This is a genomic window from Mycolicibacterium sarraceniae (genome assembly GCF_010731875.1).
Taxonomy (GTDB): Bacteria; Actinomycetota; Actinomycetes; order Mycobacteriales; family Mycobacteriaceae; genus Mycobacterium; species Mycobacterium sarraceniae.
In genome coordinates, this window is the sequence record NZ_AP022595.1 from 4,046,512 (window position 1) to 4,060,838 (window position 14,327).

Annotated in this window: 14 protein-coding genes; 9 read left to right on the forward strand and 5 right to left on the reverse strand. The window is 63.9% G+C overall.

The genetic code is table 11. From position 1 onward, the window contains the following. Positions 1 to 146 precede the first annotated feature (146 nt). The 3 genes from G6N13_RS20250 to G6N13_RS25955 all read left to right on the forward strand — a co-directional run bounded on the left by G6N13_RS20250 (position 147) and on the right by G6N13_RS25955 (position 2,861). Positions 147 to 965 (forward strand): IclR family transcriptional regulator, encoded by an 819-nt coding sequence (locus tag G6N13_RS20250; RefSeq protein WP_163699826.1) that lies wholly within the window; start codon positions 147 to 149, stop codon positions 963 to 965. Further along, positions 962 to 1,888, forward strand: coding sequence for a LipP1 family hormone-sensitive lipase (locus G6N13_RS20255; RefSeq protein ID WP_163699828.1), 927 nt, complete (start codon positions 962 to 964; stop codon positions 1,886 to 1,888). The genes G6N13_RS20250 and G6N13_RS20255 overlap by 4 nt, the downstream gene beginning before the upstream one ends. 343 nt (positions 1,889 to 2,231) lie before the next feature. Beyond that, positions 2,232 to 2,861, forward strand: a complete 630-nt coding sequence (locus G6N13_RS25955; RefSeq protein WP_322789330.1) for a Dabb family protein — start codon at positions 2,232 to 2,234, stop codon at positions 2,859 to 2,861. On the opposite strand, the gene G6N13_RS20265 is transcribed toward G6N13_RS25955, so the two are convergent. Then, complete coding sequence (locus G6N13_RS20265) at positions 2,858 to 3,745, reverse strand: SDR family NAD(P)-dependent oxidoreductase (protein ID WP_163699832.1); 888 nt, start codon at positions 3,743 to 3,745, stop codon at positions 2,858 to 2,860. The two genes, G6N13_RS25955 and G6N13_RS20265, sit on opposite strands and share 4 nt — an antisense overlap. Then, positions 3,742 to 5,664, reverse strand: coding sequence for a flavin-containing monooxygenase (locus G6N13_RS20270; protein WP_163699834.1), 1,923 nt, complete (start codon positions 5,662 to 5,664; stop codon positions 3,742 to 3,744). Before G6N13_RS20270 ends, G6N13_RS20265 begins: the two co-directional genes overlap by 4 nt. 136 nt (positions 5,665 to 5,800) lie before the next feature. Between G6N13_RS20270 and G6N13_RS20275 the strand changes: the two genes are divergently transcribed. Genes G6N13_RS20275 through G6N13_RS20290 form a run of 4 tightly spaced genes read left to right on the forward strand, consistent with a single transcriptional unit; the run spans position 5,801 to position 9,140 of the window. Next, positions 5,801 to 6,283: a nuclear transport factor 2 family protein gene (locus tag G6N13_RS20275; RefSeq protein ID WP_163699836.1), complete on the forward strand. Its 483-nt coding sequence runs from the start codon at positions 5,801 to 5,803 to the stop codon at positions 6,281 to 6,283. Next, a complete protein-coding gene (locus G6N13_RS20280; RefSeq protein WP_163699838.1) occupies positions 6,280 to 7,143 on the forward strand; it encodes an SDR family NAD(P)-dependent oxidoreductase in 864 nt (287 codons plus the stop codon). The genes G6N13_RS20275 and G6N13_RS20280 overlap by 4 nt, the downstream gene beginning before the upstream one ends. 1 nt (position 7,144) lies before the next feature. Continuing rightward, on the forward strand, positions 7,145 to 8,077 hold the full coding sequence (locus G6N13_RS20285) for an alpha/beta hydrolase (protein ID WP_163699840.1): 933 nt from the start codon (positions 7,145 to 7,147) through the stop codon (positions 8,075 to 8,077). Next, positions 8,064 to 9,140, forward strand: coding sequence for a hypothetical protein (locus G6N13_RS20290; RefSeq protein WP_163699842.1), 1,077 nt, complete (start codon positions 8,064 to 8,066; stop codon positions 9,138 to 9,140). The genes G6N13_RS20285 and G6N13_RS20290 overlap by 14 nt, the downstream gene beginning before the upstream one ends. A gap of 161 nt (positions 9,141 to 9,301) precedes the next feature. On the opposite strand, the gene G6N13_RS25445 is transcribed toward G6N13_RS20290, so the two are convergent. Continuing rightward, on the reverse strand, positions 9,302 to 9,580 hold the full coding sequence (locus tag G6N13_RS25445) for a ferredoxin (RefSeq protein WP_170310460.1): 279 nt from the start codon (positions 9,578 to 9,580) through the stop codon (positions 9,302 to 9,304). A gap of 2 nt (positions 9,581 to 9,582) precedes the next feature. Further along, positions 9,583 to 10,728: a 3-ketosteroid-9-alpha-monooxygenase, oxygenase component gene (locus G6N13_RS20295; protein WP_163699844.1), complete on the reverse strand. Its 1,146-nt coding sequence runs from the start codon at positions 10,726 to 10,728 to the stop codon at positions 9,583 to 9,585. Positions 10,729 to 10,909: 181 nt separating this feature from the next. Here G6N13_RS20295 and G6N13_RS20300 point away from each other — a divergent pair, with 181 nt between their 5' ends. Next, positions 10,910 to 12,574 carry a 3-ketosteroid-delta-1-dehydrogenase gene (locus G6N13_RS20300; RefSeq protein WP_407663944.1) on the forward strand — a complete coding sequence of 555 codons (1,665 nt, stop codon included), beginning with the start codon at positions 10,910 to 10,912 and terminating at the stop codon, positions 12,572 to 12,574. Here G6N13_RS20300 and G6N13_RS20305 read toward each other — a convergent pair whose 3' ends face one another. Then, positions 12,575 to 13,216, reverse strand: a complete 642-nt coding sequence (locus tag G6N13_RS20305; RefSeq protein ID WP_163702360.1) for a helix-turn-helix transcriptional regulator — start codon at positions 13,214 to 13,216, stop codon at positions 12,575 to 12,577. Between the two features lie 126 nt (positions 13,217 to 13,342). On the opposite strand from G6N13_RS20305, the gene G6N13_RS20310 reads away from it, so the two are divergent. Continuing rightward, positions 13,343 to 13,945 (forward strand): PaaI family thioesterase, encoded by a 603-nt coding sequence (locus tag G6N13_RS20310; RefSeq protein WP_163699854.1) that lies wholly within the window; start codon positions 13,343 to 13,345, stop codon positions 13,943 to 13,945. The last annotated feature ends 382 nt before the right edge of the window (positions 13,946 to 14,327 follow it).

The following is a 14,327-nucleotide window of genomic DNA, read 5'->3' on the forward strand; positions in this document are numbered from 1 at the left end:
TCGTGGCTGCGCTCGTTTGCGTTTCCCGACCTCGGCGACGGCCAACTCACTTCGCGTTTCATGTGACAGCGACCACAGCACTGTGCTAAAACCATATGACTAATAGTTATATGCCGGATTGGCATGCTGTCGAGTAGGAGGCCCTCATGACAATGGCTGTCGAGAAGGTGGGCGAGACACCGAGCGCCGTCATTGATCGGATTTCGCTGGTCCTGGATTCATTCGACGGACCAGGACGGCTGACGCTGGCACAGATCGTGCGCCGCACCGGGCTACCGCGGTCGTCTGCGCACCGCATGCTTGAACGTCTCGTCGCGTTGCGCTGGCTGCGTCGCGACGGGCGCGACTACGAGCTGGGGATGCGGTTGGTCGAGTTGGGATCGCTGGCACTGCACCAGGACCGCATTCACCGCGCTGCCATTCCATTGCTTCGCGATCTGCACAGGGCCACGGGACTTGTTGTGCACCTGGCGGTCTTGGATGGTTCGGACGTGGTGTATCTGGAAAAGATCGGCGACCAGATGGGGGCAGCGATCCCCACCCGGGTCGGCGGGCGTCAGCCTGCGCACTGTACGGCGGTAGGCAAAGCCATCCTGGCCGACAACGACACCACGGAGGTCGATCTGTCCAACCGAAGGACACGGTTCTCTATCGCCACCGCTTCGCAACTCGCTGCCGACTTGGCCAAGGTTCGCGCCCACGGAGTGGCCTTCGAGCGGGAAGAGTCACTGCCCGGATTCGGTTGTGTGGCAGCAGCAATCGGCCCGGCCGGTCGAGCCGTGGCGGCGGTTTCCGTGTGCGGTCCGATGAATCGGATGGCTTTCGACAGCAGACTGGTCGCACCGGTGCGGATGACGGCGATGGGTATTTGGCGCAGCGCTGACGCAGGCCCCGACCGCGTCGCTCCCACGTTGCAGCCACTGCGTCCGCTGCGCGGCGGTTCGGCCACCCTGCAACCGGCGTGACTCTCGACCCTCAGATCGCCGGCCTGATCGACACTCTCGACGCCGGCTTCCCACCGGTGCACATGATGACCGGCGCCCAGGCCCGCGCCGCGATCCGGGCGCGCTTCGTCCCCAACCCGAACCCCGAGCCCGTCTCTGCTGTCACCGACCACCACGTCGACGTGGTCGGTGGCCAGGTCGGCGTCCGGATCTACCGCCCGGTATCGAGCAAACCACTACCGATACTTGTCTACGCCCACGGTGGCGGGTTCGTGTTCTGTGACGTGGACAGTCACGACGGGCTATGCCGCACTTTGGCGAATCTCATTCCTGCCGTGGTGATCTCAGTCGGCTACCGGCTCGCGCCCGAGCATCGCTGGCCTACCGCTGCCGAAGATGTCCTCGCCGTCACCGAGTGGGCCGCGGCGCACGCACCTGAGTTCGGGGGCCATCTCACCCGCATTGCCGTCGGCGGAGACAGCGCCGGCGGCAATCTGGCGGCAGTTACCGCGGTAATGGCTCGCGATCGAGGCGGCCCGGGTATCGCTGCGCAGCTCCTGCTGTATCCGGTGATCGCCGCCGACTTCGGCACCGACTCCTACCGAACGTTCGGGCAGGGCTTCTACAACCCGCGTCTTGCGCTGCAATGGTATTGGGATCAATACGTGCCGACCATAGACGACCGTATGCATCCCTATGCCTCACCGTTGCAGGCCGACCTGACCGGACTGCCGCCGGCCGTCGTCGTCGTGGCGGGCCACGACCCGTTGCGCGATGAGGGAATCGCCTATGCGGACGCTCTGGATGCCGCGGGAGTACCGACCACCCGATGCGAATTCGACGGCGGCATCCACGGTTTCATGACGATGCCCATGTTCGACCTCGCCCATCGAGCACGCCGAGAGGCGAGCCGATCACTGGGCGATGTACTCAATCATGGCTGAGGTCGTGGTGATCGACCGGGTGGTGACCGCCCCTGGGTGCGCACAAGCGTTCATCGACGCCTACTTGTCCGGCTACGCCCCGGGAGCCCGCGAGCGTGGGATGGATCTGCGTGACGTTCTGGTGAGTCCACCGATCTTGTTCGGCGACCGTTCCAACGTCGTGACGATCACGTGGTCATTACCGAGCCCGCAAGCCTGGTGGCAGATGACGTGGCAAGGGCGACCCGATCCGTCGGTGGCTCAATGGTGGACGGAAATCTCAGATCTCGTCGCCGAACGCAGCCGCAGTGTGGCGTCACCCGCCGACGACCTGGATGACGCGGAGCCGCCGGCACCCCCTGATGTGTCCGACGGCGTCGCGACTGCGGGTGTCACGCGGTTGCTCGATGTCGTCGAATCCGACCGCGAGCGTGTACTGAGCGCGCTGAGGGCGGCAACAGAAGCCAGCGGTGCGTTACGTGCTCTGGTGCAACCAACGTTGCCTGGGTCGCGCAACGGCGGCGATATCCTGGTGCACATCCGCTTCCCCGACCACCACGCATGGAACGACACCGATTTCGCTCACGTACTGCGCGACCCGGCGATCACTCATGTCAACGGGGTGACCTACCGGGGAACACCGCGTCGCCGCGGCACCGGCACCGTGTACCGCACACTGCTGGTGCGGGTCTCCCCCGAAGCATCCGAGGAACAGGTCGCCGCGTTCGAACGCGAGCTAGCGATGATGCCGCGCTACGTGTCAACAATCACGGCGTGGCAGCTGAGCCGAGTCGACGACGCGGTCGGCACGAGTGACTGGACCCACGTCTTCGAGCAGGAGTTCACCGACGTAGACGGCCTGATGGGCCCCTACCTGATGCACCCCGTCCACTGGGCGGTCGTGGACCGCTGGTTCGATCCCGAAACCACCGACGTGATCATCCGAGACCGGGTGTGCCATAGCTTTTGCGAGATACCGGCACCGATCCTCTAGACCCCAGCGGGCAGAATATTCGGGTTCGCCGAAGCCGGCGGCTCCAACGGCGGCAACACCGTGGCACCGTCGAGCGAATGCACCGTCAACTGCTGCGACCATGGGTAGTGCAAGCTGAAAGCCACCAGGCCCGTTCGCTGTTCGGCCGGCAGGTGGCACATCGCCAACACAGTTTCGGCTAGATACTCCACGGGCTCGGTCGGAAAACTCTCGGGAATCAGTGCCGCCGCTCCGGGGGTCCGCACCGCCGTCGAGGGGCCCACACAGTTGACGGCGATATTGGCGTCGAGCAGCTCGGCAGCAAGTCCCTGCGTGAAGCGGTGCAAAGCGGCCTTGCACGACGCGTAGATCACATCACCGGCAATCTTGTTGTAGTCCCGGTAGGGCCGAACCGGAGCAACCCCGGTGACCGAGCCAATGTTGACGATCCACCCCGCACCCTGTCGCCGCATATGTGGCACTGCGGCTTTCGTCAAGATGAAGGGGGTCTTCAAGTAGTGCTCGACGGTCCGGTCAAACGTCTCCAAGGCCATGTCTTCGACGACACCGTAGTCGGCAAAGCCGGCATTGTTGACCACAATGTCAATACGGCCTGTCCGGTCTACCACCGCCTCGACCAAACCACCGCGCGCTGTGGGGTCTTCGAGATCAGCGGCCAGTCCGAACGCAGTGCCGCCGGCGGCTTCGATAAGCGCGACGGTCTCCGCGATAGTGCCCGGTATCGCCTCGCTGACCCCCGAACGCACCGATAGCGAGGGGGTGTCGGCGCGGGCGGTCACCGCGACGGTGGCGCCTTCGGCGGCCAGGCGTTGCGCAATCGCCCGACCGATCCCCCGGCTACTGCCGGTCACCAATGCCGTTCTGCCGAGCAAGATCTGGCTCATCGAAGGATGAAATCGTCTTCGATGGGCGCGCGGTGCTGTTGCCACAGGTCAACGAGTCGATACGGGGTGGCCACCACGACCCGTCCGGACTCGGACCGGTAGTACGTGTGGGCATTCGGGGTGTGGCACCACACGGTGCGTTGCATCGCCTCGTCGAGGTTGGCGACGTAGTCCTCGTAGGCACGCTGACTGACTTCGATTGTGGTCGCGCCGCGAAGCGCCATCAATTGCAGGCACTCCAGGATGTAGTGGGCGAGCACCTCCATCGAGAAGTTGGCGCCCGCACCATGGCCGGGGCTGTAGTTGGGCGCCGAGGTGATGAACAGGTTCGGAAATCCCGGGACGGTCCCGCCCCGGTACGCACGCGGACTAATTCCCCACTCCTCGGTCAGGGTCTTGCCATCGCGGCCGCGGATGTCGACGGTAGACAGGAAATCCAGATGGTATCCGGTGGCGTAGATGATGACGTCGAGATCGATCTGGCGTCCGTCGGCGGTGACGATGCCGGCAGCGTTCACTTCCGCGGGCTCACTGGCTTCGACATCGACATGATCACGGGTCAATGCGCAGTAGTAGCCCCCGGGATCGCGAATGATGCGCTTGCCATAGGGCGCGAAGTCCGGGGTGACCTTGCGGGCCAACGCAGTTCCCGCACCGAATGTCCGGTCGATGTACTCCTGGCACATCTTTAGAAGCACGTCGTTGGCCGGCGAGATCGACAGGTGGGTCTGCGACCACTCGGGATCTTGCAGGATGATCGGGTAGTTGTTGTCGGCGGTGCCCCAATACGATTTCAGTCGATGCCACATCGCGTAGAAGGGCAGCGCCCTTCCTAGGTAGCGGCGGTGCTCGGGAACCTCGTCAGTGAGCCGCTTGCGTGGCGCGACCCAATGCGGTTGGCGTTGAAATACAGTGAGATGTTCGACCTCGTCGACGCACGCGTCGACGATCTGCACGGCGGTGCAGCCTGCGCCGATGATCGCCACCCGTTTCCCGGTGAGATCGAGGGTGTGATCCCAGCGCGCCGAGTGGACGCTGATACCGCCGAACGTGTCGCGTCCCGTCACATCGGGAAAGCGCGGCCGATTCAGGTACCCGGCCGCCGTGACGACGACGCTGGCATAGCCGAAGCTCAGGGTGCCGTCGGCGGCGCGCGAATGTATCTGCCACTGTTGGCACTGTTCGTCCCACCACAGCGCTTCCACTTCGGCGCCGAAGCGAATATGCTGCCGCAGGTCGTGTTTGTCGGCCAGGCCCACCAGGTATGCCTGGTATTCCGCCCCGATCGGATAGTAGCTCGACCACTCCGGATTCACTTCCCGCGACAGTGAGTAGTAGGCCGACGGTGTGTCCACACCGATACCGGGATACGTTGTCGTGAGCCAGGTCCCGCCGACTTCGGCGTTGCGGTCGAAGATGGTGAACTTCACACCCTCCTCGGCGGCGGCGAGCGCCACCGCGATGCCGGCGATCCCAGCGCCGATGATCGCCATCGTGGTCGTTGACGGAATCGGTGTGGTCCGAGGCAGCGTGGGTTGCGAGGGCCGAAAGCCGCCCTGCTCGAGGAGCAGATCGATGTGTTCGTCGTCGACGACTGTGCCCAATGCCACCGGCAACAGCCGGGCGAACAGCTCTCGGTCATCGGCGGCGGGTGCGTCGGGTCTCCGAGGTTCGCGCAGCGCGACCACGATCTCGTCCGCCAGGGCCTCGGCCGTGGCCTGATCGGTCCTACCCGCCTTTTCGGGCGGATCGGGAACGTGGTCAATCTTGCCCGCATACCGGTCAAGGACCGTGGCGTCACCGGTCATCTGCGCCAGGACAGCCAACAGGACGCCTGGATCGGCCTGTAACAGGTGATGCCGCAGCGTTGCGCTCTCGACGTCGGTGCTCACCATGGCGGCAGATGATCCAGTGCTCATGACACCCGAGTATCGAAGAGGTGCACAACGCCGGCGATCCTGTTGTCTACTCAGCGGGAGACTAGGGTTTGCCAAGTGTTCCACTCATCGGTCATCAGTAGCGTCACGAGTGCCTCATCCAGGTTGACTGCCGACCATGCGCAACGAGATCGCCCTGTCCGAGGTTCAGGAGTTCATCGCCGGATTCTGGTTTCACTACGACCAGGGCCACTTCGACGAGATAGCTGCCCGCGTCGGCGACGAGATGGAGTACCTGAGCCGCTCGGACTCCGGTAGCTGCCCGTTCGAACATCTGCTGGCCGCCGAATTGCACGGCGGTGCAGAAACTCTGACCTGGCTGACTGCGCACCGCAACGAAAACCCCTACCCCTGCCGGCATCACGCGACCAACGTCTTCCGGACCGGGATCGATGGTGATGTGACGACGGTCCGGTTCTACCTGCTCGTCAACCAAATCACCAACAACATTCCGTTTGCCGTATCCAGCGGTGTTGTCGATGCCGGCCTCCGACGCTCGGCCGATGGACTTGTCTTCACGTTCATGACCGTTGTGCTCGACGCCGAGGATTCGGTGCCGTTCGCCCAGCACGCCGCGGCCGCCAGCACGCAGCCAGCGTGAACGCTCGCGACACCTTCGCCGGCGGCATCGCCGTCATCACCGGTGCCGGCGCCGGAATCGGTGCCGGCTTGGCTCGCCACGCCAGCCGACTGGGCATGACGGTGGTACTGGTCGATATCGACGGCCCAGCGGTCGCGGCTCTCCGCGACGAACTCACCGCCGCAGGCGGTTCCGCGATCGACATAGTCTGCGATGTGCGTGACGCCGAGGCCGTGGCGGCCCTTGCCGACAACGTGTACCGCGATGTGGGTGCCGTGCAGCTGTTGGTCAATAACGCCGGTGTCGAGCAGTTCGGCTACCTCTGGGACACTTCCGTTGCCAATTGGCAGCGGGTTCTGGATGTCAATATCAGCGGCGTATTCCACGGCATTCGGGCGTTTCTACCGAAGATGATGGCCACCACCGCCCCCGCTTGGGTGTGGAATCTGTCCTCAATCGGCGGGGTCGCGGTAGTCCCTTTGCAGGCGCCCTACATCATGAGCAAGCACGCGGTGCTCGCTCTCACCGAATGCCTACGCCTGGAAGTGCAGTCCGCCGGCCACGATCACCACGTGCACGTGCAGGCGGTATTGCCCGGCGCGGTGGTATCCAACATCTTTGAGTCCGCAGGCGGGGTGCAATCCGGTGACACCAGTGCTGCCGAGGCCCAGCGCAGCGCGATGCTCGACATCAAGGCCGAGGCGATGGACCCACTGGCCGCCGCCCAAGCGGTGTTCGAGCAAGCCGCCGAAGGCCGCTTTTACCTTCTCACCCAACCTGAGTATGTCGGATCGGCGATGCTGGAGCGGGCACGCGTTTTGACCAGTCAAGAGGCACCCCGGCTGCGTAGCCAACGCCGGTTCGATCCCACCCAGGACTGATATGCGCCTCCCCAGGCTAGATCCTGACGCCGCCGACCGCGTCGCATCATTCGGTGACATGCCGCCGATGCGCACCCGGGGATTGGCGGCGGTGCGCGCTGGCCTCGAATCCGCGCAGCGGCCAGATATGCCGGCAATGGTCGGTATCGAGGACCTGAGCGTACCGGGACCAGCAGGACCGATTCCATTGCGCATCTATCGACCTACCATCGAATCCCGCTCTCCGGTAGTCGTTTACCTACACGGCGGCGGGCTGGTGATGGGCACCAACCACTCGTTCGAGCCGTTGGCGCGGGAGCTGGCCCACGCCAGCGGTGCCGCGGTTGTCGCCGTCGAATATCGGTTGGCGCCCGAGGCTCCGCCGCCTGCGCAGTTCGAGGACGCCTACGCGGCCACCGAATGGGTCAGCAGCCACGGGGATGACCTCGATCTGGACGTCGGTCGGCTGGCCGTCGTCGGCGACAGTGCGGGCGGTTCGCTGGCCGCGGCCGTTGCCCTGGCGGCAAGGGACCGCAACAGTCCCCCACTCTGCGCGCAAGTGTTGCTTTACCCCGGCCTGGACAGGGATCTGGGTGCGGCGTCGATCACCTCGATGCCGGACGCGCCGATGCTGCGCCGTGACGACATCCTGTACATGCACGAGTTGGTCGATGGCGAGGCCGGGTCGCCCCACGATCCCCGCCGGTTATCCGATGCGGGGGTGCAGACCACCCTGACGCGCTATCCCGGTGTCTACCACGGCTTTCTGATGCGCTCGGACAGCACGGCCCGCGGCCGCTTGGCCATCGCAGAGATTGGCGCTTTACTGCGCGCAAAATTTGCCCACCTTCTGAACGATTCTCCCGATCAACGGACGCCGATCACGCTATCCGAGCAGGCGCTGCCGACAATCGAATCCCTCACCACCGAAGGAGAGCACCATGCTGACCGATGAGCGGCGTCTCGAACTGTCCGATGTCCTGCGTCCCGTCGCCCCGCCACGCGAGATCAGCGATGTCTATACCGACGATCAGCGACAGCGACTGCTCAATGTCGTGCACGCTGAGGGGCCGTGGAAGCTCATCATCGCTCAGCACTTCGCCTCGGCCGATGAATTGATCGCCACCATGAGTGGTGCGTTTCCCGAGGGCTTCACTCCGTCGCTCGACCTATTCTTGACCCCGACGTTCCGCGGGTATCTGGCCAACTACGGAACGGTCCTTTACCCCGAGCTGCATGACTGCTTCTACAACGCCGGCTTCATCGAGCAGGCAAAGCGCTACTGGAACGCCCCGTACGCCAAGCCAGAGATGATGCTGTTCAACATCAATGGGCCGTGCGCCAACCGCGACCCCGGACATCTGGACTCCCCCAGCTTCCGTGGGGTTCGCCACGAGAACGCACCGACCTGGTTGTGCAGTGTGATGGGTAAATCAGGGCTGTTCACCGACTACCTGATCAAGATGGCGCAGGTCATCACCTGGTTCTCCCTCGATGAAGGGTCGGGTTTCACCTACTGGCCCGACGGCCCGCTCAAGCCCCCCGCCCGCGTCCTACCACCCATCAACAATCGCGGCGTTGTCGTGCAGAACGAGATGATGGTGCATCGCGGTGAGGCCAATGGCCCACTCGGCCAGCAGGTTCCGACCGGTCTGGCCTTCGGTACCGTGTTCACCGGCGACCCCGCCGATCGTGATCAATGGCTGCTGAGGAACGGCGACGACGTCATCGCGCGCCACCACACGAATGAGTTGCGGTTCCTCGTGCACTGGTCAGCCGAAGTGTTCGAGGACTTCGACGAGTTACGAAAGAACATGGACGGCTCCGACGACATTACGATCGAACGGGCGATCGGCATGATGGTCGACGATCTCACAGGCAAGGGCATCACCCTCGATGTCCCCGGCGAGCCACTGCACGACCCACAGTTCATCGGAGCGCTCAACGCTGCCTACGATCTCGGCGGCCCGACGAGCTACCCAGATGATGCACCGGTGAGCGCCTTTCAATTCGCTTGAGCAAGGCAAGGAGACCACGATGGGGGCAACGTACTCGTCGAGGTTAAGGGGGGCCCGGGTATTGGTAATCGATGATCAGTCGGTACATGTCCGGCAAGCCGAGCCAGACCGCCGTGCAGATGATCGTCGGGGCCCTGCCGCCATTGACGAATCCATGAGGCTCAGGCTGAGCCGTCGACCACCAACAGAATGCCAGTGCGCACTGCGTCGGTGATCGATTCGCTGAGCGCGCGGCAGGACAGAAAGAGATGGTGACCACCGTCGCCCGCTAATTGGGCTGCAGTGCAACGCTCTTCACATCGATCCAGCGCGGTTCCTGTCCATTGCACGCTGGTCTGGTTCCAGCTGCTTTTCCGCACCTGAACCCCGGCCCCACAGCGCCGACAGTCCACCGGAACCATCGGCGCGTCGGCGAGACGATTGTCCGGACGGACGACCATCGTTATCCCACCGGTCCGGACGCCGACGCCCTGGCCGCGATATTGGCTTCCACTTCCTTCATCCATGCCGCGGTCGGTTGAGTGGTGTCAAGATCGAATTCGAAGCGGTCCACCATGTCTGGCGTGACATCGGCGACGTCGACATAGAACTGCTCGTACCAGCGTCGCAACTGATACACCGGCCCGTCCTCTTCCACCAACAGCGGGTTATCGATACGGGCCTTGTTGCGCCAGATCTCGACGTCCTGCTCGAAGCCCATCTTGACGAAGTCGCCGAGACCTATTGCCGTTTGCATGGCCAGGTCATCAGGTAGCTCAGCCGACTTCTTCACAATGATCCCATATTGCAGCACAAAGGAATTGGCATCGATGGGATAGTGACAATTGATCAGAACGGTTCGGTGGTCCACATCGGTGTAGTGGTAGGTCAAATCATCGATCATGAACGACGGACCGTAGTACGACGCCACTGATGTCGTCCCCAACATCTGACTTTCGCCAGGTTCCCCGATATCGGGACGGCCGGCACTGTTCATATATTGCGTCGCGACATGGCCTTCGAAGATGTTCTTGAACTGTGTCGGAAGCGATCCGTGGATGTAGAAGAAGTGCGCCATATCCACGACGTTGTCGATGATCTCGCGGCAGTTCGTGTGCACAACCGTGGTATACCAATGCCAGTCGGTCCACTCGTCACTCGTCGCACCCGCGATACGTGGGATGGTCACGTCGTCTGACGGCGCGTTCCGTTCGGGGTCGTTCCAGACGAACAACATGCCGTCCTGCTGCACCGTAGGCCATGATACAGTGCGCGCCAGCCGGGGTGTGCGCTTGCTGTACGGCACCAACTTGCACCGGCCGTCGCCGCCCCATCGCCAGTCATGGAACGGGCATGCGATCTCGTTACCCTTCACCGTCCCCTGCGACAGGTCGCCGCCCATGTGCCGGCAGTACCCGTCGAGCACGTTGATGGCGCCGTCCTCGCTGCGAAACACCACCAGCTTCTGGCCGAAGGCATTGATTTGGTGTGGCCTTCCGTCGGCGAAATCACGGACCAAACCCAGGCAATGCCACCCGCGAGCAAATCGGGTGGGCACCGCGCCGGCCTCGATCAAGCGAATATCGTCGGCCTCGACATGCGTCGTCATAGTGCGTCCGTCCTTCGATCGATGGATTCGCGGGCTGGTCTCCATTGAACTTCGCAGAACGGCTCCGCAGAAGGGCAGCGTTCCGCTCAAAGGGATGTCGAAGCCGAAATCTTCCCGCGCGGTCCTATCGTCGGCAATTGTGATCGCCACCAGCCACGACACCGTCCCCACCGGACTGACCATCGCTGACGCCGAAGTGGACCTTCTGGTCATTGGGTCAGGAACCGGACTTTCGGCTGCGCTGGCCGCCCACGAGCTCGGATTGTCCGTGCTTGTCGTCGAGAAGTCCTCCCACGTCGGCGGATCAACAGCCCGATCCGGCGGCGCTCTCTGGCTACCGTCAAGCTCGGTGATCGAGGAATGCGGTGGCTCTGATTCCGCGGCCCGGGCGCAGACCTACCTTGATGGCGTGGTCGCAGGCTCCGCTCCGCGGGAGCGTTCCACGGGCTATCTGAACGGTCTGCCCTCGACCGTCGAGATGCTCCGTCGCACCACACCGATGAAGCTGTTCTGGGCCAAGGAGTACTCCGACTACCACCCCGAGGTGTCGGGTGGATCGGCCGCCGGACGCACCTGCGAGTGCCGTCCGCTGGACACGGCGATTCTCGGCCAGTACTTGCCCGCTCTGCGCCCGGGGATCATGGAGGCCAGCATTCCGATGCCGACCACCGGCGCGGACTACCGCTGGATGAACCTCGTGAGCCGGGTGCCGCGCAAGGGGTTACCGACGATCATCAAGCGGCTTGCGCAAGGCGTCGGGGGCCTGGCCCTGGGCCGTCGCTACGCGGCCGGAGGCCAGGCGTTGGCCGCCGGTCTCTTCGCAGGCGCCATTCGCGCCGGCATCCCGATCTGGCTCCGAACTGCCCTGACGGAGTTGGTCACCGACGGAACCCGCGTCACCGGCGCCATCGTTGAGCACGCCGGAAAGTCCGTCGCCATCACCGCGCGACGCGGCGTCGTGCTCGCCGCCGGCGGCTTCGACCACAGCATGGATATGCGGTGGAAGTTCCAATCGGAAAGCCTCCCCAGCAATCTCAGCCTCGGCGCCGAGTCCAACACCGGTGACGCAATTCGGATCGGTCAGGACATCGGCGCCGACATTGCACTGATGGATCAATCGTGGTGGTTTCCCGCTGTCGCGCCGCTGCCCGGTGCCGCCCCTGCGGTGATGCTGGCTGAGCGGTCGCTGCCCGGCTCGTTCATCGTTGACCACAACGGTCAGCGGTTTGCCAACGAATCGTCTGACTACATGAGCTTCGGGCAGCGGGTTCTCCAGCTCGAAGCTGCGGGGACGCCGGTGGACACCATGTGGATCGTCTTCGACCAGCAGTACCGCAACAGCTACGTCTTCGCCGCTGAACTGTTCCCCCGCATGCCGATCCCCCAAAAATGGTATGACGCTGGAATCGCCGTCCGAGCAGACGATTTCAGTGCCCTCGCCACCAAGATGGGTGTTCCCCTCGACGGCTTCCGCGCAACGGTGGCCCGATTCAACGAAAACGCGTTCGCCGGCGAGGACCCCGACTTCCAGCGGGGCCGAAGCGCATACGACCGCTACTACGGCGATCCCACGGTCACCCCGAATGCGAACCTGCGGGCGCTTGTCAAAGGGCCGTTCTACGCCGTCAAAATGGTGCTGAGCGACTTGGGTACCTGCGGTGGTCTGCGGGCCGATGACCGCGCCCGTGTGCTCCGCGAGGACGGGTCCGTCATCGACGGGTTGTACGCGATAGGCAATACCGCGGCCAACGCGTTCGGAAACACCTATCCGGGGGCCGGCGCGACAATCGCGCAAGGATTGGTGTACGGGTACCTCGCTGCCCTCGACGCGGCTAACGGACCATAGTCAGTCGGCGTCTTCGGCATCGGCTTTGCGTTCGATCTCATACCAGTAAGCCGGATCCGGCCACGGGATCTTCGCGCCCTCACCAACTTTGGGAAACTTGGCCTCTGCCTCGTCGAGATCTTTGATCATTTTCAGGGTGAGCTCGCGCTCGGACGCGTAGTAGCGCTCCGCCCAGTCCAGTGCGACCTTGGCATAGGCCCACGACGGATCCGCTGCGGCCCATCGGGCTTCCTTGGCAGCACTGCGCTGCATGTCGTCGACATACGCGATGTGCTCCTGCAGCATCTGCTTGAGTGCGGCGGGATCGCTCAAGTGGCCCAATGTCACCCGCAAGATCGCCGGGTGCTTCAGCGACGGGGGCTCGAGTGGAGCCTCCCGCGCCCATCGCGTGACGACGTCCATACCGAAATCGGTGATCTTGTACAGGCGACGGTTGCGTGCGCCGGCGCCGTCCAGACGTGAGGTGAGCAGACCCAGCTTTTCCAGCTTCTTCAGCTCCGAATAGATCTGGCTGAAGGCCGGGCTGCCGTAGTAGTAGCGCATGCTCCAGTCGATCCACTTGCGGATGTCATAACCCGACAATTCCGTCTCGTACGAGAGCATCCCGAGCAGTGCCCAGCCGGTCGCGGACAGCGGCGGCATGGTTGCAGGTTCGGGTTCCGTCACGGCTTATAGGGTATCAACCCAGGTCACACGGTTTCGCTCTTACCAACCGCTGGTCGGGACGCCGCATTGCACAGCGACCCGTACCGACTGAATCCTGAGGGGATGCACCCCGAGGCGCTGTACGCGTCGCTGACCTCGTCCGTTCGCCGGCTCGTCGATGTCACCATCCGGAGTCAATCCGATCCCGACACGATCGTGTCAGCGAAGGCGAAAATCGACGCCGCGGCCACCGAATTGAGCGACGCCTTGATCCCAGGGTCTTTCGGCATTGAAGCGGGCAGCGACGGGCGGCCTCGGGCGTGGGGCAACGCCGTCATCGGATTGCGCAATGCCCTGGCTCCGCCTCTCATCGTCCACCATGAAGCCGACGGAAGTGTCTGGGCCGATGTCGTTCTGGGCGCGGCATACGAAGGACCACCGGGCCATGTGCACGGTGGAATCTGCGCGCTCCTTCTTGACCACGTTCTCGGCGCGACCGCGCACAAGCCCGGCCGGCCCGCCGTCACCGGAACGCTCACGCTGCGTTACGAGCTGGGGACGCGACTCGGACCCTTACGGGCTGAAGCTCGCGTAGATCGAGTCGAGGGAGCGAAGACCTACGCGGTCGGGCACCTCAGTACCGAAGACGGCGTGACCGTCCGCGCCGAAGGTGTGTTCATTCACCCGCGGCAGACAGCTGTGCTGGACACTGCGCCACCCCGCTGATTGGACAGCTCGCTCAAACTGCCGACCTCGTCGCCGCCGCCTACCGCGACGGATCAGGAACACCCAGGCCGCTCTGGACGCCGCCGCCCAGGCCGCCGTCCTGATCGGGATCTTCGGCCTGCTCCCGGTGCTGATGTCACCGCAGTTGTTTGAATGCCGTTGGCGTCTCGTCGCAGCCGTTCCTGGCCTCCCCGTCATAAGCCTGTACATGATCGAGGCGATGACGCTCGAAGACCGGCTGTGCGGTGACGGCCGGCGTTCGCCCCGAGCATCGGCGACGCCGTGAGCACCCGCGTGATCGCCCGGCCCACGCGCGAGCGCTTCACGGCCTGACACTCGCTCACCGGGAGTCGTGGTTGCTTCGCGTCCGGTCACCGGCGAC